This is a genomic window from Arthrobacter ipis, assembly GCF_014694315.1.
Taxonomy (GTDB): Bacteria; Actinomycetota; Actinomycetes; order Actinomycetales; family Micrococcaceae; genus Arthrobacter; species Arthrobacter ipis.
The window spans coordinates 356,222-380,271 of record NZ_JAAOXD010000003.1 but is presented as its reverse complement, the minus strand read 5'-3'; the positions used below and the strand labels follow the sequence as shown (position 1 = coordinate 380,271).

The window sequence follows — 24,050 nt, the reverse complement described above, 5'->3', positions numbered from 1 at the left end:
CGTCCAATAGTCTCACCAGCCGAGCGGCTTAGGCCAACACCGGCGCGGGAGGGAGAATCACGCCCATCCCGGCCACAGCGGCGCCCCATCTACTAGGCTGGGCTGGTGAGGATAGATCTGCACGCCCACTCGAACATTTCCGACGGCACGGAGTCACCGGCGGAGGTCATGGCGGCCGCGGCGGCGGCAGGGCTGAACATCATAGCGCTGACGGACCACGACTCGACGGACGGCTGGGCGGAAGCGTCGCGGGCGGCGATTGACAACGGCGTGGCACTGGTGCCCGGCATGGAGATTTCCTGCCGGACGGAGAAGGGGATCAGCGTCCACCTCCTGAGCTACCTCCACGACCCCGCGCACCCGGGCCTGCTCGAGGAAATCACGAAGGCCAGGGACGCCCGCCTGACCCGGGCCGAACGCATGGTCACGCTGCTCGCCGAGGACTACCCCCTGACCTGGGACGACGTGATCCACCATGTAGCGCCGGGGGCCACGCTGGGACGCCCGCACATCGCCGACGCCCTGGTGGCGGCGGGAGTGGTCGCGGACCGTTCCGAGGCCTTCACCTCGATCCTTACCTCCCATTCGCGCTATTTTGTGCAGCACTACGCGCCGGAGCCGGCCCTCGCCGTCGAACTGGTCCGCGACGCCGGCGGCGTTCCCGTCTTTGCCCACCCTGTCGCCTCCGCACGCGGGCGGGTGGTGGGCGAAAGCACGTACCACGACATGATCGACGCCGGCCTGGCCGGCCTGGAGGTCAACCACCGGGACAACCCCGAGGAGGGCCGGGAGTTCCTTCGGAAGCTGGCCGCCCAGCACGGTCTGGTGGTGACCGGATCCTCGGACTATCACGGCCTCGGCAAGCCGAACAGGCTGGGCGAGAACCTGACCGCCCCGGACGTCCTCGACCGGATCGAGGAGCTGGGCACGGGCACCGCCGTCGTCCGCTAACCCAAGTAAGTAGCACTTCAGGGCGTTCCCAGCGCTGGGAACGCGCTGAGCTGCTACCCACTTGGGCCGGTATCTAAACGGGCGGGTAGGAGGCGATCTCGGCGTGCGCCCCGAGCCGCTTGGCCATGACGTCGATGGCAGGCTGGTTCTGGTCCACGCAGACGAACCTGCGCCCCATCTTGGCCGCAACGGCGCCGAGTGTGCCGGAACCGGCGAAGAAATCGAGGCACCAGTCACCCGGGCGGCTGGACGCGGCCACCACGCGGCGCACCAGGCCCTCGGGTTTCTGCGTGGGATACCCGGTCTTTTCCTTGCCCGTGGGGGAGACGATGGTGTGCCACCAGACGTCCGTGGGCAGTTTGCCCAGTTCACGCTTGGCCGGAGTCACGAGCCCGGGAGCCATGTAGGGCTCCCGGTCCACCTCGGCGCTGTCGAAGTGGTACTTGGCCGGGTTTTTGACGTAGACGAGAATGTTGTCGTGCTTGGTGGGCCAGCGGTATTTCGCGCGGGCCCCATAGTCGTACGCCCAGATGATCTCGTTGAGGAAGCATTCACGCCCAAAGATGGCGTCCAGCATCACCTTGGCGTAGTGCACCTCGCGGTAGTCAAGGTGCAGGTACAGGGTGCCGTCGTCGGCCAGGAGCCGCCAGGCCTCCACCAGGCGCGGCTCGAGGAAGGACCAGTAGTCGCTGAAAGCGTCGTCGTAGCGGTGCAGGGCGCCCTTGATCGTGTCATAGGAGCGGCCCTTGAAGCCCACCCGGTCGCCGTCGCCGTCGGCGTTGAGCACCATCCTTGTTTCCTGGCGCTGCTGGGCCCGGCCGGTGTTAAAGGGCGGGTCCACGTAAATGAGTGTGAAGGCGCCGTCCGGCAGCGTAGGGAGGAAGTCCGCGTTATCCGCGTGCACCACCAGGTTGCTGCCGTCCGGCGCCCAGACAGTTTCAGTCATTGAGGCTATGGGGCCTCGGTGCCGGCCTGCGAGCCGGCTGCGGCGGATTCGCCGCCAGAGACCACTTCGCCGTTGCGGCGGCGCGTGCGGGTGCGGTTGCGGCGCGGGCGCGCCGGCTGCTCGCCTTCAACAGTCGCAGTCGCAGCGGAAGCGGCGGCGGGGCCGGTCCCGGCATCTGCCGCTGATTCTGAAGAACGACGGCGGCGCTCGCCCGAACGCTTGCCCGCGTCACCGCCGCGGCGGCTGTCTTCCCTGCTGCCGGAGCGGCCGGAATCGCGGCCGGCGGAGCGGCTGTTCTTCTTGCCGGTCTCGCCCAGGTCCTCCAGGACCTCGGCGTCGACGCCGGCGAGGGTGCGCTTGCTGCGCGGGAGCCGGCCCTTGGTGCCCTCGGGGATGTCCAAGTCCTCGTACAGGTGGGCTGAGGAGGAGTAGGTTTCGACGGGCTCGGGAACGCTCAGCCCCAGAGCCTTGTTGATGAGGCCCCAGCGCGGCATGTCGTCCCAGTCCACGAACGTGACGGCGGTGCCCTTGTTGCCGGCGCGGCCGGTGCGGCCCACGCGGTGCAGGTAGATCTTCTCGTCCTCGACGCACTGGTAGTTGATGACGTGCGTGACGTCGTCGACGTCGATGCCGCGGGCTGCGACGTCGGTGGCCACCAGGACGTCCACCTTGTTGTTGCGGAAGGCCCGGAGCGCCTGCTCGCGGGCTCCCTGGCCCAGGTCGCCGTGGATGGCGGCGGCGGCGAACCCGCGGTCCACGAGTTCCTCGGCTACCTTTGCGGCGGTGCGCTTGGTCTTGGTGAAGATGATGGTGCGGCCGCGGCCGCGGGCCTGCAGGATACGGGCGACCACCTCGGTCTTATCCATGCTGTGGGCGCGGTAGATGAGCTGACGGATGTCGCGCTTGGTCAGGCCCTCGTCGTCCGGATCCGCGGCGCGGATGTGGGTGGGCTGCGTCATGTACCGGCGGGCCATGGCAATGACCGGGCCCGGCATCGTGGCCGAGAACAGGAGCGTCTGGCGAACCGGCGGGGTGCCGGCGATCAGGGTCTCGACGTCGGGCAGGAAGCCGAGGTCCAGCATCTCGTCAGCTTCGTCCAGCACGACGATCTTGACGTTCTTCAGGACCAGGTGCTTCTGCTTGTAGAGGTCGATCAGGCGGCCGGGCGTGCCGACTACCACCTCGACGCCCTTCTGCAGCGCGTCGATCTGCGGCTCGTAGGCGCGTCCGCCGTAGATCGTGGCGATCCGGGCGTTTCGCTTGCGGGATGCCGTCTGCAGGTCGTTGGCAACCTGCACTGCGAGCTCACGCGTGGGAACGATCACCATGGCCTGCGGTGCACCGGGTGCGGGCAGCTTGTCGAAGCCGGCGTCGTCGCGGCCCACCACGCGCTGCAGCGCAGGAATGCCGAAGCCGAGGGTCTTGCCCGTGCCGGTCTTGGCCTGGCCAATGATGTCGTGGCCGGACAGCGCCACCGGCAGCGTCATGGCCTGGATGGGGAAGGGGTGCGTGATGCCGGCGTCGGCAAGGGATTCGACGATGTCGGCGCGGACGTCGAGGTCCGCAAACGACTTTTCGGCTATTTCGTGCGGCTTCTCATCCGAGATGATGGTTTCTTCCGGCTCGATGGTCTCGGTGCCGGTATCGTCGGAAAGAAGCTGGTGGGTATGCAATTCACTCACAGGGGAGTTTCCTTATTCATTTGGGCATTGGCGCCGCCTGCTCAACGGGCCGGCCGCGGGGGCCGTTCCGGAGCACGCTCAGGCGCGCAAGCAATTCCAGTGGAAGCCGATCGCGGGCTATCTAGTTGCCGGCACTGGGGACCGGCGGGTGTTACTCAAGATCGCGTAGGGGCGGGCTTGTTGAATTCAAATTTACGGAAATCAACGACCGGGCATCCATTACTACCTAGCCAGTCTACTGGCAAACCCGTGTTTTCCTTGACTCGGGCCGCCGCGGGGGACAGGTGCGGCCGCGGGAGCGGATCAGTCGACGAGCTCGAGGTGGATCTCGCGGGTGGCGATGTCGGAGGAGATGAGCCGGACGCGGACCCTCGTGCCGGGCTCCATTTCGCCGGCACACCTGGCCGTTACCGCCGGTTCGGCGATCTGGACCACACCGGACGGGCCGGATCCGTTGGTCCCTTTCCCGTTTCCGTTCCCGGTGCCTGCTCCGTTTCCGTTGCCGTTCCCGTTCTTGGCCGGCTTTGACCCGGAGATCACCACGGCATCGAACTCCTGCCCGATGTGGTTGATCAGCAGCGCCGCTTCCACCGTGTCCAGGGCCAGCCGTTCCATTCTTCCCGCCAGTTGGTCCGAGTACGCCATGATTTCGGGCAGTGAGGGGAGCGCCGCCCGGGCCCAGGCCGGCACGGGCCGGTTGTTGCTCAGTGCCTCGCAAATGACCAGGACGAACCTGTCCACGAGGCGCCGCAGCGGAGCGGTGGTGTGGGCGTAGGCCGTGCCGATGGCTGACTGGACCGCGTCCTCCGGGACGGTTCCGTCGAAGTGTGTGTACCCCGCTCCGCGGAAGAGCATTCCGGCCGCATGGAGGATTGCCAGTTGCCGGTGGTCAGTGGGGTCGAGGGTGCGCAGGTACTCGCCGTAGCTTTCCTGCCCGTCCCACGGTTTGCCCAGAGCGTGGGTCTGCCGCTTGAAGTGGCTGAGCGAGCGTTCATCCGGGGCCGGCATGGTGCGCAGGATCCCCACTTTGCCGTTGAGCATCAGGGAAGCGGCGGCCATCCCGGTCATGAGCGAGATCTGGGCGTTCCAGTCCTCCACCGGAAGCTGGGGCACCGCCACGATCCGGTAGCCGCCGTCGGGAAGCTGAACGATTTCCTGCTCCGGCATGTTCAGGCTTGCCCCGCCGTGGGCGCGCTCCAGCTCCACCCGCTTGCGCCCGACCTCGCGCAGGAGCTGCAACATGGGAGGGGCCGTGCCGGCATCCAGTTCTGCCTGGACCCCCTTGTAGTTAAGCTTGGCGCGGCTGCGAACCATCGCCCGGCGCACCAGCACGGACGCCACCTCGGCGGCGGCGTCGAGCTCGAATTCCCAGACGAAAGCGGAGCACAGCTGCCCAGCCAGAAGACTGCCCGCGTTCTCACTGATCACCTCCGGATGCAGCGGAATGCGGCCGTCGGGGGCGTAGAAAGTCTGCCCCCGGCGGCGGGTCTCGGCGTCGAGCGCGCCGCCCGGCTGCACGAAAGACGGAACGTCTGCAATGGCATAGAGGATCCGGTATCCCTCGCCGAGGCGTTCGATGAAGAGCGCCTGGTCAAGGTCGGTGGACGACGGCGGATCGATGGTCAGGAAGTCCACCCCGGTCAGGTCAAGGGCCGGAAACTGCCGGTCCGCAATGGCTGCTTCAGCTTCCTTGAGCACATCCTCGGGGAATTCCCCCGGAAGCTCCAGCTCCGTCCGCAGCGCGCTCAATGCCTCCTCGAGCGCGTTGGTCTGCTCGTGGACGCTGGGCGACAGACGATGATGTGACACGAAAATCAGGTTAGCCCGAATTGCGCCGTTAGTCTTGGATTATGGGCACATCCTCCGCTGACACCGCTCGCTACGACCGCTTCGTCGCGGACCTGTTCGGCGTGATGGCGTACGGCGAACTGTCCGCTTTCGAACGGCTCTCGTCCGACGCCCGCTACTCACCCACGCTGCACGACCGCGCCGTGCTTGGCAGGATCGCCGTCATCGAATTCCAGCATTACGAACTGGTGAGCGCGAAGCTCGCCGGGATGGGCGTCGACGTCGAACACGCGATGCTGCCGTTCCAGTCCGCCGTGGACCACTTCCACGAGCGGACCCGCCCGGCGGACTGGTACGAATCCCTGATGAAGGCCTATGTGGTGGACACAGTTTCCGCGGATTTCTACCGGGCGGTGGCCCGGTTTGTGGATCCCGGAACGCGGGATGTCATCCAGCAGATCCAGTCGTCGGAAGAGGCCACGGCCGTGCTCCGGGAACGGCTCAGCGGGGCGCTGGCGGACGACCCCCGGCTCGCGTCCAGGCTGGCGCTGTGGGGCCGCCGCCTCCTCGGCGAAGCGATCACGCAGGCGCAGCGCGTGGGCCACGACCACGCCTTCCTGGGCGAGCTGTTCGTCGAGGCGGAACCCGGGGCCACGGACGCCACCGCCCGCGAGCTGGTGCAGGCTATCACCGCCGAAGTCGCAGAGAACCATTCCCGGCGGATGGTCCAGCTGGGCCTGAGCGGGTAGGTACAGGACTCTCCGCCCGCGTGCCGGGCCGCTCCGATTAAGAGACGGCGGCCGGGGACGTTGCGTCGAGGGCGTCGAGCAGTTCCGCCGCAGCTGCTGCCGGGTCTGGCGCCTCGGTGATCGCTCGCACGACGACGATGCGGCTGGCTCCGGCCGTCAGGACCTGCTCCACGTTCGTGCGGTCGATCCCGCCAATCGCGAACCAGGGCAGCAGCAGGCCGCCGACCCGTTCCTCGTTTGCGGTGCGGACGGCCTCCGCCGCGTAGCGCACCAGGTCGAGCCCGACGGCGGCGCGCCCGGGCTTGGTGGGGGTGGCCCATAGCGGGCCCACGCAGAAATAGTCCAGGCCGCTGCGCCCGTGGGCGGCGCCGATGGCGGCATCCACCTGTTCCGTGCTGTGGGTGGACAGCCCAATGACCGTTGAATCGTGCAGCAGCTTCCGGGCGGCGCGCAGGGGCAGGTCCTTCTGGCCGATGTGGAATACCGGTGCGCCGGCGATGGACGCGATGTCGGCGCGGTCATTCACGGCCCAGAGCCGGCCGTGCCTGCGGGCGGCGGCATGGACTACTTCCAGCAGTTCGAGTTCCTCGGCTGCCTCGATGCTCTTGTCCCGCAGCTGGATGATGTCCACGCCGCCGGCGAACGCCGCGTCCACGAAGTCCGCAAAGTCCCCGCGGTCCTTGCGGGCGTCGGTGCAGAGGTACAGGCGGGCGGCGGTGTGGGCAGAGTGCACGGTCATGGCAACACCTTAGTTCCTCTAAACTGGGCAGGTACCGCGGGAGCCCGTTACTGCTGTCATAAAGACGCAGGGCTGAGAGGGCGTCAGAGCCGACCGCTTGACCTGATCCGGTTAGTACCGGCGTAGGGAAGGAATTGCATGACCCCTGAAATAAGCGGCGAAGATCGCTCCGCGGGAGCCTCGGAGTCCGGCGCGCTTGAGGCCGATGTAGCAGTCATTGGCGGCGGCGTGGTGGGCCACGGCATCGCCTGGGAGGCACGGCGCTCCGGGCGTTCAGTGGTGCTCATCGATGAAGCCCCGGGCAGCGGTGCAAGCTGGGCTGCGGCCGGCATGCTCGCCCCGGTCAGCGAACTGCATTACCAGGAGGAAGGGCTCCTGGAACTGATGCTGGAATCCTCCGCACGATGGCCCGAGTTTGCCGCCACACTCACCGCCGGCGAAGACGCCGGTTACCTGACGACGCCGACCCTGGCGGTGGGTGCCGATCCGGCGGACCGCCGGGCCCTGATGGACCTGCGGGACGTGCAGCGTGCCCACGGCCTGAATGTTGAACCGCTGACCATCCGTGAGGCACGTTCCCGGGAGCCGCTGCTCAGCCCCGCGATCTCCTGCGCCCTCGACATCCCGGCGGACCACCAGGTGGATCCGCGGAAGCTCGTACGGGCGGTTGCTGCCGAGCTGGCCGGCCATGGCCAGGAGATTGCGGCAGCGGAGGGATACGCGGTGCGCGAGCACGCCGCCGGCCTGCTCTGGGACGGCGCGCGGGTCTGCGGGGTTCGGCTGGCGGGCGGCGGAACCGTCAGGACGGCCGAGACGGTGGTGGCCAGCGGCCTGGCCGCGGCGCACCTGCAGAACCTCCCGGAAGGCCTGCTGCTGCCGCTGCGTCCCGTCTACGGGGACATCCTCAGGCTCGGGGTCCCCGCGCACCTGCAGCCTCTGCTCACCGCAACGGTGCGCGGCATGGTGCGGGGCGTGCCGGTGTACGTGGTGCCCCGCCGGGACGGCACGGTGGTGATCGGTGCCACCCAGCGTGAGGACGGTGTGCCGGGCACCAGCGCCGGGGGTGTCTACCAGCTGCTGCGCGACGCCCAGGCGCTGCTGCCGGCAGTCGCCGAACTGGAGCTGCTCGAAGCCACCGCCCGGGCACGGCCCGGCACGCCGGACAACGCCCCGCTGCTGGGCCGGGTGCCGGCACACGGGCAAGGGGGCGGCACGGACGTGGCCGGCCTCATCATCGCCACCGGCTTCTTCCGCCACGGCGTCCTGCTGACCCCGGCCGCCGCGGCCATCTGCCGCCAGCTCATGGACGGCATTACCGATCCGCGCTGGGCCGCCTTCCGGCCGGGCCGGTTTTCACCCGGGCTCCCGGACCCTCTGGGACCTGCCGCTGCACTCAGCCCAATCCTGGGCTAACCACCCCAAGGGACACCGCCCCGCCGCGGGCACTGCCACGTTGACCCGCGTCACATTTGACCAGAACAAGGAACCAGCATGAACATCACACTGAACGGCATCGAACAGGAAGTCAGCGAGGGCGCCTCCGTCACCTCACTCGTCAGCCAGGTCACGGGACGTCAACTGTCCGCCGGCGGGCAGGCCGCCGACGGCCAGCGGCTGGGTGTGGCGGTGGCCCGCAACTCGGCCGTCGTGCCGCGCAGCCAGTGGTACGCCACCGCCCTCGCCGAAGGCGACGAAATCGAACTTGTCACGGCAGTCCAGGGAGGATGAAGACGATGGCAGAAACAGTGATTGAAACAGCAGACAGCCTGGTCATTGACGGGATGGAGCTGACCTCGCGGCTCATCATGGGCACCGGAGGCGCTCCAAGCCTGGACGGTCTCGGCGCCGCGCTGCTCGCGTCCGGCACCCAGCTGACAACAGTTGCAATGCGGCGCTACTCGCCTGCCGAGACCGGCTCGCTGTTCCAGCTGCTGGTGGACCACAACATCCGCGTGCTCCCCAACACCGCCGGCTGCTTCACGGCCCGGGACGCTGTCATGACGGCGGAGCTGGCCCGTGAAGCGTTGGAGACCGACTGGGTCAAGCTCGAGGTCATCGCCGATGAGCACACGCTCCTGCCTGATGCCGTGGAGCTGGTGGACGCCACCGAGCAGCTGGTCAACCGCGGCTTCAAGGTCTTCGCGTACACCAATGACGATCCGGTTTTGGCGCTTCGGCTGGAGAACCTGGGTGCATCGGCCGTCATGCCGCTGGGAGCGCCGATCGGCACGGGCCTGGGCATCCTCAATCCGCACAACATCGAGCTGATCGTGTCACGGGCCTCCGTTCCGGTGGTCCTGGACGCAGGGATCGGCACGGCCTCCGACGCGGCCCTGGCCATGGAACTGGGTTGCGACGCCGTGCTGCTGGCCACCGCCGTCACCCGCGCGCAGAACCCCGCACTCATGGGCGAGGCCTTCAAACACGCCGTCATCGCCGGTAGGCTGGCGCGTGCGGCCGGGCGGATCCCGCGCCGCGAGCATGCCTTGGCGTCGTCAGCCATGGAGGGCCGGGCGGAGTTCCTCTAAGTCCGGCCAATCCCTGCCGCTCCGGCGTGGGGCGGCTCAGCCGGTACTGCCAAGGAGTCAGTTGTGGCCGCCAGGGACGACATCCTCACCCGAGCCCAGATCGACGAAGCGCTCGCCGGCCTTCCCGACTGGCGCTACCGCCTCGGCGGGCTTGTCACTGTCTATAAGACGCCGACGGCGGCGGCCGCACTGGAGCTGATTGCCGCCGTCGGACGCGTGGCAGAGGACACGGACCACCACCCGGACCTTGACTGGCGCTATAACCGGGTGTTCATCCGGTTCAGTTCCCACGACGTCGGCGGGGAGGTGTCCAGGCGGGACACCCGCGCTGCCGCCTCCGTCAGCGATGCCGCCTCAGCGGCAGGGGCCGAGGCCCAGCCCGGCCTGTACCGGTCGGTGGACATCGGCATCGACACGGCTGACGCGGCGGAAATTTCCGAGGTCTGGCGGGTAGCTCTCGGCTACCGGAAGGGCCGGTCCGGGGACCTGGTTGACCCCTACGGGCGCGGCCCCGGCCTCTGGTTCCAGGAGACGCCGACGCCAAACGACAACCGTCTCCATCTGGACATCCACCGCTCCAAGGCCGAGTCGGCACCCGTACTGGAGAAGACCGCGGCAACGGGGGCGCAGATGAACAGTGGCCACGCACCCAACTGGGTGGTGGTCACTGATGCCCAGGGGAACCGGCTCTGCCTGCACACCGAGGAAGGCCAGGGCCCGAGCCCTGAATCCGGTCCTTAGTGGTCCCAGCGGGTCAGCGGCAGGCCCAGTACCTGCGGTGCAGGCGCCGGTTCTGATGCTGTGCAGCCGTCGCAGCAGCCGTCCGCGGCAGGCCCAAACGATGCTTCCTGGTGTTCACCGCGCACCGCCTCGGGGACCGTGCAGCACACATCCCCGCGCCACGCGTTGACACCCTCACGGACGGCGATCGCCGCGATCACAAGGGCGGCGCCGGCGTCGGCCCACCACCAGCTCAGCGTGCTGTTCAGGACGAGACCGACCAAAAGGACGGCGGAGAGGTAGGTGCACAGCAGCGTCTGCTTGGAGTCGGCAACAGCAGTCTTGGAGCCCAGTTCACGGCCGGCCCGGCGCTGCAGCCAGGACAGAACAGGCATGATGGCCAGGCTCAGCGCGGCGATCACTATCCCGGGGGTCGAGTGCTGGGCCTCCCCGCCGCCTGTGAGGGAGTGGATGGCGTCAATGGACACGAAGGCTGCCAGCGCGAAGAAGGACAGGGCGATGATCCGCAGGGTGAGGTGTTCTCGGCGCTCCGGGTCCTTGGAGGAGAACTGCCATGACAGGGCAAGGGCGGAGGTGACCTCGATTACCGAGTCCAGCCCGAACCCGATAAGTGCCGATGAGTCCGCGACGCCGCCGGCCCACAGGGCCACCGCGGCTTCAATCACGTTGTAGGTGATCGTCGCCGCCGCGAAGAGGCGGATACGGCGGTTCAGGACCGCCCGCCGCGCCGGCGCCAGTGACAGCTGCACAGCGCTCATGCCAGGCACGTCCCGTCAGGAGCGCAGCACGCCGGATCCACAGCAAGCACCACTCCGACCAAATCCCGGATGGCATGGCCCAGCCGGGCGTCGGCGAGCTCATACCGCACCCGCCTGCCGTCCGGGACCGCCACCACCAGGCCGCAGCCGCGCAAACAGGTCAAATGGTTGGACATGCTCTGGCGCGACACCGCCAGGGCATCAGCCAGGTCGGAAGGGTAGGCTGGCGCATCGGCCAATGCCAGCAGGATCCGGGCACGCGTCGGGTCAGAGACCGCGTACCCGAACCGGGCCAGCACCGGAGCATGTGTCAGAGTCTGCATAAGCCCAACGGTACATCCGCCGATGTACTGAGCAAACGTCGTGCCACCGGCCCCAGCACGCGGTCACCAGCACACCAGGCCAACCCGATTCAGGAATTTAGAAGCAGGTTAAAGGACAAGCAGGTTAAAGGACAGTGACCACGCACCCGCTTGGGTGGTGGTCACTGATGTCCAGGGGCGTTGCGCCGGCTTGGTCCTGCCGTGGTTAGATTTTCAGCGCTGCCGTCAGCCGCTGGGTGTCCTGCCTGGCGCGTGCTCTGCCCAGGTAGACCGCCACTGCCAGGGCGGCAACCGTTCCGGCCGCCATGGGAAGGACCCACGATAGCCACGTCAGGCCCGGCTGGTAGCCCAGCCCCGCCCAGATGCACATGATCCAGGCGAGCACGCCCACCGAAACAGCGGTGCCTGCCGGCACGAGGATGCCGTACTTGGTGTGGCGCCGGTCGTTGGCCCAGACGATGAACCCGGCAGCAGCGGTCACCAGGACCACGATCACAAGGGACAGCACTGCTCGGCCTACAGTGCGCCGAAGCCGACCCGGCGCACTTCCTCTGCGCCGATTTCGACGTAGCCGAGGACGTTAGCCGGGATGATGATCTGGCGGCCCTTCTCGTCGTTCAGGCGCAGCTCGCTGCCCTTGGCGATGGCTTCGGCCACTACTTTGGCCACAGCGTCAGCATCCTGAGCCGATTCCAGCACAATTTCACGGCCGACGTTCTGAATGCCGATCTTTACTTCCACAGCAAGGCCTCCCAGCCAGTCAAGGTTGAAATTTCAAAGGTAGTTTCAGTTGTAGTCTAGGTCTCTTTGGGGAAGCGAGAGATTCCACGCCAAGCTAAACGGTAAATCAGGTCGCTGGCGACATCGAGGTCGAGGTTTCCGTCCGTTTCGAGCCAATAGCGCGCGCTGACCTGGGCCATGCCCGCAAGCCCGCGTCCCAGCAGCTGGGCCTCCATCAGGGGGAGCTTGGTGTCCTCTGCGATGATCCGCGCTATGGCCTCGGCGAAGGTCTTGTTGAACGTCTCCAGGCGCGAACTGACATCGGCGTCGTTGATCAGGTCGGACTCGAAGACCAGCCGGTGCGCCTGGTCGTCGCTGTCAATGAAACGGAAATAGGCACGCATGACGGCCTGCACGCGTTCCTTGTTGTCCGTGGTGGAGCTCATTGCCCCGAGCATGAGTTCGGTGAGTGCCTCGAGATGGCTGTCCAGCAGGGCAAGGTACAGCTCACGCTTCGACGGGAAGTGCTGGTAGAGCACAGGCTTGCTGACGTGGGCCGTTTCCGCGATCTCGTCCATTGCGGCGCCGTGGTACCCGTTGGCGACAAAAACTTCCTGGGCTGCGGCCAGCAGCTGGGCCCGGCGCTCGTCGCGCGGCAGCCTCGCGGAACGCTGGCCGGCGGCGCGGCCCGGGCCGGCATTGGATTGCGCGGCCTGAGTTCGATCAACCGGTGCATGATGAACCACTGTTGGCCTTCTTTCCTTTGCAGTTAACTTCACTTTACCCGGGGGTAATATGACCGCGCGGTATCTTCAGGCATACATTGAAGTATGGCTTCTCCGTCCACGGCAAATACAGTCCGCACGCTCCCGGGCCCCCTCGTCGATCCCGCGGCCGGGCTCTCCACCGAAGAGGTGGAGCGGTATTCCCGGCACCTCATCATTCCCGAAATCGGCGCACTCGGCCAACGCCGGCTGAAGAACGCGCGAGTACTGGTCATCGGCGCGGGCGGCCTGGGCTCGCCGGCGCTGCTCTACCTCGCGGCCGCCGGCGTGGGAACCATCGGAATCATCGACGACGACGCCGTGGACCTGAGCAACCTGCAGCGGCAGATCATCCACGGTGTGCGGGACGTGGGCCGGCCCAAGATCGAATCCGCCCGGGACGCCATTGCGGAGCTGAACCCGCTGGTGGACGTCCGGCTGCACAACGTCAGGCTTGATGCCACCAACGCCCTGGAGCTTTTCGCCGGCTACGACCTCATCCTGGACGGGGCGGACAACTTCGCCACGCGCTACCTGGTGAACGACGCCGCCGCCATCCTCGGCAAGCCGTACGTGTGGGGGTCCATCTTCCGCTTTGACGGGCAGGTCAGCGTCTTCTGGGAGCAGCACGGGCCCACGTACCGGGACCTGTATCCGGAGGCCCCGCCGGCCGGCTCCGTGCCGTCCTGCGGGGAGGGGGGCGTGTTCGGAATGCTGTGTGCGGCCGTCGGATCGTTGATGGTGACGGAGGCTGTCAAGCTGATTACCGGCGTCGGGCGCTCCTTGCTGGGCAGGGTGGCGCTGTACGACGCCCTGGGCGGCAGCTGGCGCGAGATCAGGGTGTCCAAGGACCCGGACGCCCCGCGTATCACGGAACTCACCGACTACGAGGCCTTCTGTGGCGTCGCCCCGGCGGAGACAGCCGACTCCGGGCACACCGTGACGGCAACGCAGCTGGCCACGATGCTCGCCTCGCGGCAGGCCGGGCTGAAGGACTTCGACCTGGTGGACGTGCGCGAATCGGGGGAGTACGACATTGTCCGGATCGACGGGTCCGTCCTGATCCCGCAGGGGCGGATTCTGGCCGGCGAGGCGTGGAGCGAGCTGCCGCAGGACAGGGACATCGTGTTCCACTGCAAGGCCGGGACGCGCTCGGCTGCCGTGCTGGCAGCGGCCCGGAAGGCGGGCTACCAGCGCGTCAGCCATCTCGACGGCGGCATCCTCGCCTGGGTGCGCGACGTGGAGCCGCAGAAGCCGGTCTACTGACCCAGCCTCCCTCACTGCTGTTTATGGAGGCTGGCACGCACGGCAGGCGAGCCGGTGCCGCGTTTCATGAGAGTACCTTGGCGACCGTCAGCAGCGGGAGCGCAAGGGCCTGCGGAGCATCGTCCTCCAGTCCCGTGTACTCGATTTCCATGGCGACAGAATCGTGAGGGGCCAGGTAACTGATCCACACCTTCTCAGTGGCGCCGGCGGCAATCGTGCCGGGGCCGCGGTCGGCGTCCTGCGGGGCTACCGTGATGCCGGAGGGCAGCAGCTTGAGGCGCAGCTGTCCCGGGCTAAACAGGACAGGCTCGGGCCGGACATTGGTGAGTGCCACTTCGAGCACGACGACGTCGCCCCACGTGAAGTTGCCGGGCTGCGGCCAGTCAGAGTCCAGGAGGGGGTCGCCGTGGTGGTCGTCCACCGCGGCACCCTGACGGCTGGAGACGCGCTGGATTCCGGGCTGGCTTGCTGCAGCGGCCCTGCGCGTTCCGTCCGTGACCTGCGATACGGCCGAGGCGAGCGGCGTGGCGGCAGGGCGCCCCTGCGCATCAAGCCTGGCCAGGCGTCCGGCGTCGACGAGCGAAAGTGTGCCGAAGGTTGTGGAGAGTCCGGCTCCGCCACCGGGTCTGGCGCGGGACACGATGCCGTATGTCCCGCCTCCTACCAGCAAGAGAGCTCCACTGCCCACGATAAGTCCGAATTGCCGGCGGCTCAGGGACGGCACGGCAGACGCCGGCGAAGAAAAATTCATGATGGCTCCCCAATATGGTTTTCACGGGCAACTTCAATGCTGCGCGGGGAACCTATGGAAAGCTTGTGGGGTCCAGTTTGTCAGAACATATGCATGCTAGGCGGAGTTCCTGCGTGGCTCATTTTCCTGCGGGATTGTGGAGTCCTGCAGGGGCCCTGTATTCGACAGGCTGCCTGCAGCGAGTGCGCTGTGGTCCACAGGGCACTCGGCCTTTGACGCGGCGGCCGGCTGCTCCACGGTGATGCCGTACAGGGTTTCCAGCGCAGCGACGTAGTCATCCTGCTGGCCGTTGGACGCCAGCTCGCGGGCGCGCACGGTGGGGACATGGAGCAGCTGCTTCACCATGCGGCGCAGCGCAAACTCAACTTCTTCGGCGGCGGCGGTGCAGCCGTGGCGGGCGCGGACCTTTTCCATTTCCGCGTCGAGCACGCTCATGGTGTGACGGCGGAGGGCCACAATGGCCGAATCCACGGAGCGTGCCTCACGTTCCTGTTCAAACGCCTGGGCCGCGCCGGTAACCATGCTGCTGGCCTGCGCGAGTGACTCCGCCTGCTCCTGGGGCGCCGCGAGCCGCACGGACTCCAGCGTCAGCAGCTCCACGCCGTCGAGCTCTCCGACCGCGGGATCAAAATCGTGGGTGAGCGCCAGGTCGATGGCGATCAGCGGCTGGGCGGATCCGGCGCGGACCTGGGCGAGCTCGGCGGCTTCCACCCTCGTGTCAGAGCCGCTGCAGCCGATCATGACGTCGGCGGCAGCGACGGCCGCGTGCAGGGTGTCGCCGTCGAGGGCGGTCCCGCCGCGCGTTGCCACGAAGGTGGCCGCGCGTCCTGACGACGAGAACACCGCGATGTCGCGGCAGCCGCGTTCGCGGAGCAGCGCCATGGTGGCTCCGGCGTAGGCGCCGGTGCCAAACACCACAACCTTCTTCTTCGACCAGTCGGTCTCTTCGGAAAGGTCGGTGGCGAGGTCGAGTGCGACCGAGACGATGGACAGGCCGCGGGAGCCGAGGGCCGTCTGCGCGCCGACATCCTTGGCGGTCTTGGAAGCGGCCTGGAACAGGCGGACCAACCCGGCGCTGGCGGTGCCCTCATGCTGGGCAGTGATCAGGGCCCGGCGCACCTGCCCGGCAATTTCCCGCTCGCCGACGACGGCGGAGTCGAGTCCGGAGCTCACAGCAAAAAGGTGCTCGGTGACCTCGGGGCCGGTGCGGGTGCTGAATGACCTGGACACCAGCTGCTCGCTGAGCCCGCTCGAATCGCTGATCTGGCCGACAAGCGCGGCGCGTGCGGCCTCGACGTCGTCGGCGTGCGGCGCCTCGCCGTAGATTTCGTAGCGGTTGCAGGTGGCAAGGACGACCGCACCCTTGACCGCCGGCGAACCGGCGAGGGCGGACGTGGCAATGCCAGAAGAACCGTTGCTTAGCTGAGCAACGGTTTCGAGGTCGATGTCGGCGTGTGTAGCCACCAATGAGAAAAGAACCACAGCACGACAATCATAGCTTTTTCGTAGGCGCGTAGAACAACCCTTTGTCCGGATCCCTTGTTTCCGGGCCTGTGATTCCTGCCACCCGTTGAGGGGACTGCCGCGGGTGACAGGCTGTCGTTATCTTTTGGGGGCGAATTTGGGCACAATCAAAGGCATGACTTCTAGCGCTGTAACCCCCGCCGGTACCGGACTCGACGCAGGCCATCCGCTTCGCGACGGACGCACCGCTGACTCTCCGCTTATTACGGCGTACCGCGGCGGCAAGCCCAGCCGCCGCCCTGTGTGGTTCATGCGCCAGGCGGGGCGTTCCCTGCCGGAATACCTGAAGCTCCGCGAGGGCGTCGCCATGCTGGACTCCTGCCTGCGCCCCGAGCTTGCCTCGGAAATCACCCTGCAGCCGGTGCGCCGGCACGACGTTGACGCGGGCATCTTCTTCTCCGACATTGTCATTCCCCTGAAGCTGGCCGGCGTCGGCGTCGACATCGTGCCCGGCGTGGGACCGGTCCTGGATAAGCCCGTGCGGACCGCCGCCGACGTCGCCGCCCTGCCGCGCCTCACTGAGGAGTCGCTGGAACCCATCCGGGAAGCCGTCCGGCTGACCGTGGATCAGCTCGGCAAGACCCCGCTCATCGGCTTCGCCGGCGCGCCTTTTACACTGGCCGCCTACATGGTGGAGGGCCGGCCCTCCCGGGACCACCTTGGCCCGCGCACCATGATGCACGCCGACCCCGAGACCTGGACGGCGCTGGCCAACTGGGCCGCGGATGCCTCCGGCCTGTTCCTGCGCGCCCAGCTGGAGGCGGGCGCCTCCGCGGGCCAGCTGTTTGACTCGTGGGCAGGCTCCCTGGGCCTCGCCGACTACACCCGTTTCGTTGCCGCAGCCTCGTCCCGCGCCCTGGACCACGTCCGTGACCTGGGCGCGCCGCTGATCCACTTCGGCACCGGCACCTCCGAGCTTCTGGTGGCCATGCGCGACGTCGGCGTTGACGTCGTCGGCGTGGACTACCGGCTGCCGCTGGATGAGGCCAACCGCAGGCTGGGCGGCACCGTCCCGCTGCAGGGCAACATCGATCCTGCGCTGCTGTCCGCCCCGTGGGAGGTCCTTGAGGCGCACGTCCGCGAGGTCATCGCGTCGGGCGCGGCGGCACCCGGCCACGTGCTGAACCTCGGCCACGGCGTGCCGCCGGAAACGGACCCCGACGTCCTGACGCGCGTCGTCGAACTCATCCACTCCGTCTCCCCGGAGTAAAGGGCTGTGGCTGCGGGCAGTCCTCCGGTCGCCGGACGCACGGCACTGGTGGTCGGCGGCGGCATCTCCGGGCTCCTGGCCGCCCGGGAACTGGCACGGGCGGGCCTCCACACCACCGTGCTGGAAGCTGCCGAAGCCTGGGGAGGCTGCGTCGGCAGGCATGACGTCGCCGGGCTGACCCTGGACAGCGGGGCAGAGTCCTTCGCCACCCGCTCCTCCGCGGTGGCCGACCTCGCCGCTGAACTCGGGCTGGGCGGACATATCGTTGCCCCGCGGCCCGGCGGCGCATGGGTGCAGCTGCCGGGCGGACCGCGCGAACTTCCCAAGACCGGCGTGCTGGGCATCCCCGCCAATCCATGGGACCCGGAGGTCCGCCGCTCGCTGGGCCTGGGCGGCTCCCTGCGCGCCTCGCTGGACAAACTGCTGCCCGCCTCCGTGGGAACCACTGCCGAGGTTTCCAGCGTCTCCGCGCTGGTGCGGGCCCGGATGGGACGCCGCGTCCTGGAACGGCTGGTCGAACCCGTAGTGGGCGGCGTGCATTCGGCTGACCCCGGTCTGCTCGACGTGGACATGGTGGCGCCGGGGTTGCGCGCGGGCGTCGCCCGGCACGGCTCGCTGGCCGCCGCCGTGGCTGCCCAGCGCAAGGGGACAGGAACGCAAACCACGCCAACGCAGGGCGCACCAACGGAAGCCACGCCTGCCAAGGCGGGCTCCGCCGTCGCCGGCCTGAAGGGCGGCATGCACACCCTCGTCACGGAGCTTGTGGCGGACCTCCGCGCACGCGGCGTGCAGCTGATGCCAGGGACAGTGGCGACCGACGCTGCACGGACCCCGCAGGGCTGGGAGGTGGCGGCGGGGGAGGGCAGCTATAAGGCCGACGTCCTGGTGGTTGCCCTGGACGGACCATCCGCTGTGCGGCTCCTCGGAAAAGCGGTCCCGGCGCTCGCCGCGCATCAGCCCGGGCCCGGGCCTGCGGTCAAGCTTGTGACACTCGTTGTTGACCTCCCCGCGCTGGACCGTCGTCCGCGCGGAACGGGAATCCTGGTGGCGCCCCAAACGGAGGGAATCCGGGCGAAGGCCCTCACCCATGCCACCGGCAAATGGGACTGGGTGGCGGAGGCAGCCGGTCGCGGCAGGCACGTGCTGCGGCTCTCCTACGGACGCAGCGAGGGTGCGTCAGCCGCTGCGACTGCCGCCGAACCGGGGCCGGAATCGGCGTCGGAAGAGGCATTGCTTGACATGGCTTTGCAGGATGCGTCAGCGCTGCTGACCGTGCCCGTCACACGGGAGGCGCTGGTGGACTGGGACGTCGTCAGCTGGGCTGGAGCGCTGCCTTTTGCCGCTGTGGGGCACCGGCGACGGGTCGCCGAAGTCCGGCAGATCTGCGCCGGCACGGACGGACTGCTGATGGTCGGCGGCTGGCTGGCCGGCAACGGGCTGGCGGCTGTGGTGGCGGACACGAAAACACAGGTCACGGCCTTCGTGGCGTAGGCGTCCCCGCTCTCCCGGACGGCTGCGGGGAGGCAGCTTACCTGCCGCCCGCGATACATTCCGGGAGGACCTTCCGCAAGTTTTCCCCGGCGCGAAATTGTGTCTAGGGTCGATGACTATGGTCAATCAGAAGTCCGATGGTTTTCGTTCGCTGACTGGTTTCCATGGGGGACTTCGGCGCGGCACAGCAGCGGCAGCGTTCGGAGCGGTACTGGTCTTGTCCGCAGGGGTTCCTGCATCCAACGCTGCTGCGTCCGACGCTGCTGAATCCAACGCTGCTGCATCCGACCTGCTGGCGGAGCCCGACCAGGGCGGTGCTGCTGCCGGAACGGGGCTTGGTGCCACTGTCGATAACGCGGGCCTCGAGGCCTGGGCGGCGGCGGCTCTGTCCAATCACGGCAAGAGAGAAGGCAAGCCGAACCGCGGGAAGTCGGACGGCAGAGCAGCCGGCCGCACCGACCCCTCGCCGACGGACGACCCCTCGCCAACGGACGAGCCATCGCCCTCGGAAGCGCCGTCTAAATCGCTGCCGCCGTCGCTGGCGCCGCTGGTCCCGGCTCCGGTTCCATCTGTGACACTCACAGCCCGCCCGACGCCTGACCCGTCGGTTACTGCCTCGGCCACGCCCACGCAGGCCGCTCCGGCACCGTCCGGTCCAGGTCACACCGAGCCGTCGCCGTCGCCCGCTCCGACCTCCTCGGAAGCCCCGACCTCTTCCGGAACGGCGACGCCCTCCCGGCCAGCTCGGCCATCAGGGACTCCGGAAGCCCCTGAACCGTACGAAACACAGCCCTCGGGCACGCAGTCCTCATCGCGAACCTCAGCGCCGTCGCAGTCGGGAACCCCGACGCCGTCGGGCAGTTTGTCAGGACCGTCAGCCGGAGCCGGCGGCTCTTCCCCGGCCGGATCAGCACCCGCTGGATCCGCCCCCGGCTCCCCGGCGACCGGAACCGCAGGATCCCCGACTCCGGCCGCCGGCAGTTCGCAAAGCGCAGCGGCCACCGAAACCCCCTCCGCGGACGCCAGCCCGTTCGAGGAGATCACGGGCCTGTCGGACGGGTCCGGCCTGCGGGGACGCTCGGCCGCGGGCGTTGCCGGCGGAGTCTGGGGCTCGGCGCAGCTCGCGGGTCCCAACAACATGGCCACGATCGGCTCGCCCTACACGCGCGGCCCGGCAGAGAGTGCCGTCATGGGCGTGTCACGGAGCGGAACCATTGAGCCGCAGGTGTGGTGGGGTGCAGGGCTCCTCGCGCTTGCCGGGGCGGCGGGTGTGGCCGCAGTACGGATCCGTCGGTCGCTGTGAAATTAGCCACTTCTACACAGCGTAGAAGTTGAGTTTTTCGACTTAGGCCGCATGGAAGGGGCAGGATAGTAACCATGAGCCACACTCCTGCCGAATCTGTCACCAAAACCGAAGAATCAGCCGAGCAGTTCTTCACCCTCTGGACCGTTTTCAAGCGCTCCGCCGAGGCCCTCCGCAGCGCCGATGCCGCAGAGGATTTCGACGCCCTGGTGGCGCGCCTGGCCGAGGGCGGGGTCACCCACCGCGGAAGCTACGACGTTTCCGCCATGCGGGCCGACGCCGACGTCATGGTCTGGCTGCACGGCCCCAAGCCTGAGGCGCTGCAGCAGGCCATCCGTGACATCCGCCGCAGCAAGCTGTTCGCGGGAACCGAAATCGTCTGGTCCGCCATGGGCGTGCACCGTGAAGCGGAGTTCGCCAAGAACCACACCCCGGCGTACTCACGCGGCGTGGCACCGGCCGAGTGGCTGTGCGTGTACCCGTTCGTCCGCTCCTACGAGTGGTACCTGCTGCCGGAGAACGAGCGCGGCCAGATGCTGCGCGACCACGGCCTGCTGGGCCGCGACTTCCCGCAGGTCATTTCGAACACCGTGTCATCCTTCGCGCTCGGCGACTGGGAATGGATCCTCGGCCTGGAGGCACCCGAGCTTGTGGACCTCGTTGACCTGATGCGCCACCTGCGCTCCACCGAAGCGCGCAACCACGTGCGCGAGGAGATCCCCTTCTACACCGGGCGGCGGATCACCGCGGGCGAGATCGCCGAGGTCCTAGCATGAGTCTGTTGGACCCGCAGGAAGACGCCGCGAACCCTGTCACCGAGACCGGCAGGCTGGCCCCCAAGGAATACGACGGCGTCCTCCTCGCCTCCTTCGGCGGCCCCGAAGGCCAGGACGACGTCATTCCGTTCCTCCGCAACGTCACCCGCGGCCGGGGTATCCCCGATGAGCGACTCGAAGAGGTATCCCACCACTACCGCGCCAACGGCGGCATCAGTCCGATCAACCAGCAGAACCGCGAGCTGAAAGCCGCCCTCGAGGCTGAGCTGGCCGCGCGCGGCATCGACCTGCCCGTGCTGTGGGGCAACCGCAACTGGGACCCCTACATCCCGCAGACCCTCCAGGACGCGTACGACGCCGGCCACCGCCGGCTGCTCATGCTCACCACGAGCGCGTACTCCTGCTACTCCAGCTGCCGCCAGTACCGCGAGGACATCGGCATGGCCCTGACCGAAACCGGGCTCGACGGCAGGCTGGAAGTGGACAAGGTCCGCCAGTACTTCGACCACCCCGGCTTCGTGGAACCCTTCATTGCGGGTACCGCCGAGGGAGTCGCCGAGGTGCGCGCGCAGCTTGCCGCAGCCGGCAAGCCCGACGCCCCCATCCACGTTCTCTTCGCCACCCACTCCATCCCCACCCGGGATGCCGTGGCCGCCGGCCGTTCCGAGGATGAGCCCCGTGAGTTCGCGGAGGATTCCGCCTACGTGGCCCAGCACCTCGCCAACGGCGCGGAGATCATGCGCCGCGTGGAAGCCGATTCCGGCCTGTCCGCCGCCTGGTCCCTCGTCTACCAGTCGCGGTCCGGCGCCCCGCATATCCCGTGGCTGGAGCCGGACATCAACGATGCCATCGAGGACCTCGCCAAGCAGGGCGTCGCGGGCATCGTCATCGTGCCCCTGGGCTTTGTCAGCGACCACATGGAGGTGGTCTGGGACCTCGACACCGAAGCCCTGCAGACCTGCCGCGACCTCGGCCTCGCCGCCACCCGTGTGCCCACGCCGGGAACGCACCGCCGCTTTGTCGAAGGTCTCGTCGAACTGATCTGCGAACGCATGGTAGCCAACAACATCGCGGACCGCCAGGCCGTTACCGGCCTCGGGCCATGGTACGACGTGTGCCGCCCCGGGTGCTGCGAAAACTTCCGCGGCGAAAAGCCCACGATTGCCGGTGCCGACACCACCGTCGGCCAGGGGCACGACCCCTACCCGGCTGCCGGGCAGGACTCGAAGTGACGGTACGGATCGGCACCAGGGCGAGCAAGCTCGCCCTGACCCAGACCCAGCAGACGGCCGACCGGCTGGCCGCCGTCGGAGGTTTCGACGTCGAACTCGTCCATGTCCGGACCGACGGCGACGTGCTCACCGGCTCGCTGTCCCAGATGGGCGGCACCGGCGTCTTCGTGGCCGCGCTGCGCGACGCGCTGCTGCGGAACGAGTGCGACGTTGCCGTGCACTCCCTGAAGGACCTGCCCACCGGCTCCGCCCCGGGCCTGACGCTGGCCGCCACCCCGCCGCGTGTGGACGTCCGCGACGTCCTCTGCGCCCGCGACGGGCTCAAGCTGGCCGACCTTCGCAAGGGCGCCCGCGTCGGCACCGGTTCCCCCCGCCGGGCAGCGCAGCTGCGCGCCGTCCGCCCTGACCTGGACATCGTGGACATCCGCGGCAACGTGGACACGCGGCTGGGCCGGGTGCCCGGGCTGCCCGGCAACGCCACCGACGCAGTGGTTGACGGGAAGTCGTGCGACCTCGACGCCGTCGTCCTCGCCGCCGCCGGACTGGAACGGATTGGCCGCCTGGACACCGTCACCGAATACCTGGAGACGGACATCATGCTCCCGGCAGCCGGCCAGGGATCGCTGGCCATCGAATGCCGTACCGCCGAGGCGCCGCCCCGGGCCGGCTCCACCGAGGGGTCGCAGGGCGTGCTCGCCCAGGCTCTGGCCGCCCTTGACGACGCCGACACCAGGCTTGCGGTCACGGCCGAACGCGCGCTGCTTGCCCGGCTCGAGGCAGGCTGCGCCGCCCCTGTGGGCGCGTACGCCTACCGGAAGGGCAGCATGCTCCACCTGGAAGCCGTGGTCTGCGCCGTGGACGGCACCGCCTCGGTGCGGGACAAGCGGGCTACCGACGGACTCACCGAGGTGGGCGCCACCCTGCTCGGAATCGAACTGGCCGAGGTCCTGCTGGCAGCTGGGGCTGCGGACATCGCGGACCTGACGGCTTCCTGACCGCAGCCGGCCAGCGGATGGGAATGATGAGCGGGGAGCACCGCGGGGGCGAGCGTTCGCTGGAAGAACGGCCCCTGAAAGAACGCCCCCTGGAAGAACGTCCGCTGGACGGGCGCCGCGTCCTGGTGACGCGGAGCCCCGAGCGGTCCGGGCCCCTCGCGGAGGCACTGCGGCTGGCCGGCGCCGTTCCCCTCCTGCTGCCGCTGACGGCCGCCGAACGCGCGCCGGACCAGGCAGCGCTTGACGACGCCTTTGAGGCGCTGGGTGCGGGCAGCTTTGAGTGGCTCGTGGTCAGCAGTGCCACCACCGTCCTGGCATTGCAGGAAAAGGCGGCAGAGCGCGCCGTGCAACTGGGCGACTGGCTTCCGGCCGGAACCCTGGTTGCCGCGGTGGGTCCCGCGAGCCGGAGGGCGCTTGAGGCTGCCGGGATTGCCGTGCACTTTGAGCCGGAGCAGGAACATTCAGCCGCCGGGATCGTCAATGGGTGGCCCGGCGGTCCTGCTGCCGTGCTGCTGCCACAGGCCGATATCGCGGCACCTGCGCTGGCCCAGGGGCTTGCGGCGAAAGGTGCCCGGGTGCGCACTGTGGTGGCCTATTCCACCGTGGACTTCCCGGCCGAGCCGGCGCGCCGCCTTGGCGCAGGACTGGACGGAACCCGCAGTGAGGGCACCGCCCCGCTGCCGCTGCTGACGCCCGCAGAGGCGAAAGCCGAGGTCGACGACGGCGCCCTGGCCGCCGTCGTCGCCGCCTCGCCCAGCGCGGTGCGGCGCATCGGCGCCACGCTGGCGCCGCTCGGCTCGTGCCGCCTCGTGG

25 protein-coding genes and 1 riboswitch are annotated in these 24,050 nt (G+C 68.4%); of the genes, 14 read left to right on the top strand and 11 right to left on the bottom strand.

Annotated elements, in window-relative coordinates; all coding sequences use genetic code 11:
- The first annotated feature begins 105 nt into the window (after nt 1-105).
- Entirely contained in the window at nt 106-951 is an 846-nt protein-coding gene (locus tag G9E11_RS08775; protein ID WP_190604825.1) for a PHP domain-containing protein, read from the top strand.
- Between the two features lie 73 nt (nt 952-1,024).
- On the opposite strand, the gene G9E11_RS08770 is transcribed toward G9E11_RS08775, so the two are convergent.
- The 3 genes from G9E11_RS08770 to G9E11_RS08760 form a co-directional block, all read right to left on the bottom strand.
- Nucleotides 1,025-1,897, bottom strand: a complete 873-nt coding sequence (locus G9E11_RS08770; RefSeq protein WP_190604823.1) for a DNA-methyltransferase — start codon at nt 1,895-1,897, stop codon at nt 1,025-1,027.
- A 5-nt stretch (nt 1,898-1,902) separates the two neighbouring features.
- Nucleotides 1,903-3,579, bottom strand: coding sequence for a DEAD/DEAH box helicase (locus G9E11_RS08765; RefSeq protein ID WP_190604821.1), 1,677 nt, complete (start codon nt 3,577-3,579; stop codon nt 1,903-1,905).
- A 303-nt stretch (nt 3,580-3,882) separates the two neighbouring features.
- On the bottom strand, nt 3,883-5,388 hold the full coding sequence (locus tag G9E11_RS08760) for an RNB domain-containing ribonuclease (RefSeq protein ID WP_190604819.1): 1,506 nt from the start codon (nt 5,386-5,388) through the stop codon (nt 3,883-3,885).
- A 41-nt stretch (nt 5,389-5,429) separates the two neighbouring features.
- Here G9E11_RS08760 and G9E11_RS08755 point away from each other — a divergent pair, with 41 nt between their 5' ends.
- Nucleotides 5,430-6,116, top strand: coding sequence for a ferritin-like fold-containing protein (locus G9E11_RS08755; RefSeq protein ID WP_190604817.1), 687 nt, complete (start codon nt 5,430-5,432; stop codon nt 6,114-6,116).
- 37 nt (nt 6,117-6,153) lie between these two features.
- On the opposite strand, the gene thiE is transcribed toward G9E11_RS08755, so the two are convergent.
- Nucleotides 6,154-6,855, bottom strand: coding sequence for a thiamine phosphate synthase (thiE, locus tag G9E11_RS08750; protein ID WP_190604815.1), 702 nt, complete (start codon nt 6,853-6,855; stop codon nt 6,154-6,156).
- A gap of 26 nt (nt 6,856-6,881) precedes the next feature.
- A riboswitch (TPP riboswitch) is annotated at nt 6,882-7,002 on the top strand.
- Between thiE and thiO the strand changes: the two genes are divergently transcribed.
- The 4 genes from thiO to G9E11_RS21475 all read left to right on the top strand — a co-directional run bounded on the left by thiO (nt 6,994) and on the right by G9E11_RS21475 (nt 10,124).
- Nucleotides 6,994-8,268 carry a glycine oxidase ThiO gene (gene thiO / locus G9E11_RS08745; protein ID WP_190604813.1) on the top strand — a complete coding sequence of 425 codons (1,275 nt, stop codon included), beginning with the start codon at nt 6,994-6,996 and terminating at the stop codon, nt 8,266-8,268. Its footprint overlaps the riboswitch before it by 9 nt.
- A 78-nt stretch (nt 8,269-8,346) precedes the next feature.
- The gene (gene thiS / locus G9E11_RS08740) at nt 8,347-8,583 is read left to right on the top strand and encodes a sulfur carrier protein ThiS (RefSeq protein WP_190604811.1); all 237 of its coding nucleotides are present in this window, start codon (nt 8,347-8,349) and stop codon (nt 8,581-8,583) included.
- A gap of 5 nt (nt 8,584-8,588) precedes the next feature.
- A complete protein-coding gene (locus tag G9E11_RS08735) occupies nt 8,589-9,383 on the top strand; it encodes a thiazole synthase (protein WP_190604809.1) in 795 nt (264 codons plus the stop codon).
- Nucleotides 9,384-9,446: 63 nt separating this feature from the next.
- Nucleotides 9,447-10,124, top strand: a complete 678-nt coding sequence (locus G9E11_RS21475; protein ID WP_190604807.1) for a 4a-hydroxytetrahydrobiopterin dehydratase — start codon at nt 9,447-9,449, stop codon at nt 10,122-10,124.
- Here the strand turns inward: G9E11_RS21475 and G9E11_RS08725 are convergent.
- The 5 genes from G9E11_RS08725 to G9E11_RS08705 all read right to left on the bottom strand — a co-directional run bounded on the left by G9E11_RS08725 (nt 10,121) and on the right by G9E11_RS08705 (nt 12,671).
- Nucleotides 10,121-10,882, bottom strand: coding sequence for a cation efflux transmembrane domain-containing protein (locus G9E11_RS08725; protein ID WP_190604805.1), 762 nt, complete (start codon nt 10,880-10,882; stop codon nt 10,121-10,123). The two genes, G9E11_RS21475 and G9E11_RS08725, sit on opposite strands and share 4 nt — an antisense overlap.
- Nucleotides 10,879-11,205 (bottom strand): ArsR/SmtB family transcription factor, encoded by a 327-nt coding sequence (locus tag G9E11_RS08720; RefSeq protein WP_190604803.1) that lies wholly within the window; start codon nt 11,203-11,205, stop codon nt 10,879-10,881. The genes G9E11_RS08725 and G9E11_RS08720 overlap by 4 nt, the downstream gene beginning before the upstream one ends.
- 205 nt (nt 11,206-11,410) lie before the next feature.
- Nucleotides 11,411-11,713 (bottom strand): hypothetical protein, encoded by a 303-nt coding sequence (locus G9E11_RS08715; RefSeq protein ID WP_190604801.1) that lies wholly within the window; start codon nt 11,711-11,713, stop codon nt 11,411-11,413.
- A gap of 8 nt (nt 11,714-11,721) precedes the next feature.
- On the bottom strand, nt 11,722-11,946 hold the full coding sequence (locus G9E11_RS08710) for a DUF3107 domain-containing protein (protein WP_003805104.1): 225 nt from the start codon (nt 11,944-11,946) through the stop codon (nt 11,722-11,724).
- A 56-nt stretch (nt 11,947-12,002) separates the two neighbouring features.
- Entirely contained in the window at nt 12,003-12,671 is a 669-nt protein-coding gene (locus tag G9E11_RS08705; protein WP_190604799.1) for a TetR/AcrR family transcriptional regulator, read from the bottom strand.
- 84 nt (nt 12,672-12,755) lie between these two features.
- Here G9E11_RS08705 and moeB point away from each other — a divergent pair, with 84 nt between their 5' ends.
- Nucleotides 12,756-13,955, top strand: a complete 1,200-nt coding sequence (gene moeB, locus G9E11_RS08700; RefSeq protein ID WP_190604797.1) for a molybdopterin-synthase adenylyltransferase MoeB — start codon at nt 12,756-12,758, stop codon at nt 13,953-13,955.
- Between the two features lie 64 nt (nt 13,956-14,019).
- Here the strand turns inward: moeB and G9E11_RS08695 are convergent, their stop codons facing one another.
- A complete protein-coding gene (locus G9E11_RS08695; protein WP_190604795.1) occupies nt 14,020-14,706 on the bottom strand; it encodes a hypothetical protein in 687 nt (228 codons plus the stop codon).
- Between the two features lie 96 nt (nt 14,707-14,802).
- Nucleotides 14,803-16,188 carry a glutamyl-tRNA reductase gene (locus tag G9E11_RS08690; RefSeq protein ID WP_311764325.1) on the bottom strand — a complete coding sequence of 462 codons (1,386 nt, stop codon included), beginning with the start codon at nt 16,186-16,188 and terminating at the stop codon, nt 14,803-14,805.
- Between the two features lie 157 nt (nt 16,189-16,345).
- Between G9E11_RS08690 and hemE the strand changes: the two genes are divergently transcribed.
- The 7 genes from hemE to G9E11_RS08655 form a co-directional block, all read left to right on the top strand.
- Nucleotides 16,346-17,440, top strand: coding sequence for a uroporphyrinogen decarboxylase (hemE, locus tag G9E11_RS08685; protein ID WP_190604793.1), 1,095 nt, complete (start codon nt 16,346-16,348; stop codon nt 17,438-17,440).
- A 6-nt stretch (nt 17,441-17,446) separates the two neighbouring features.
- Complete coding sequence (gene hemG, locus G9E11_RS08680) at nt 17,447-18,931, top strand: protoporphyrinogen oxidase (RefSeq protein ID WP_190604791.1); 1,485 nt, start codon at nt 17,447-17,449, stop codon at nt 18,929-18,931.
- A 118-nt stretch (nt 18,932-19,049) separates the two neighbouring features.
- The gene (locus G9E11_RS08675; protein ID WP_194717982.1) at nt 19,050-20,234 is read left to right on the top strand and encodes a hypothetical protein; all 1,185 of its coding nucleotides are present in this window, start codon (nt 19,050-19,052) and stop codon (nt 20,232-20,234) included.
- 74 nt (nt 20,235-20,308) lie between these two features.
- Nucleotides 20,309-21,010, top strand: a complete 702-nt coding sequence (gene hemQ / locus G9E11_RS08670) for a hydrogen peroxide-dependent heme synthase (RefSeq protein ID WP_111905764.1) — start codon at nt 20,309-20,311, stop codon at nt 21,008-21,010.
- A complete protein-coding gene (locus G9E11_RS08665) occupies nt 21,007-22,242 on the top strand; it encodes a ferrochelatase (RefSeq protein ID WP_190604787.1) in 1,236 nt (411 codons plus the stop codon). The genes hemQ and G9E11_RS08665 overlap by 4 nt, the downstream gene beginning before the upstream one ends.
- On the top strand, nt 22,239-23,237 hold the full coding sequence (gene hemC / locus G9E11_RS08660) for a hydroxymethylbilane synthase (RefSeq protein WP_190604785.1): 999 nt from the start codon (nt 22,239-22,241) through the stop codon (nt 23,235-23,237). Before G9E11_RS08665 ends, hemC begins: the two co-directional genes overlap by 4 nt.
- 26 nt (nt 23,238-23,263) lie before the next feature.
- Nucleotides 23,264-24,050, top strand: a 787-nt coding sequence (locus tag G9E11_RS08655) for a uroporphyrinogen-III synthase (protein ID WP_246468830.1), incomplete at its 3' end; no start/stop codon positions are given.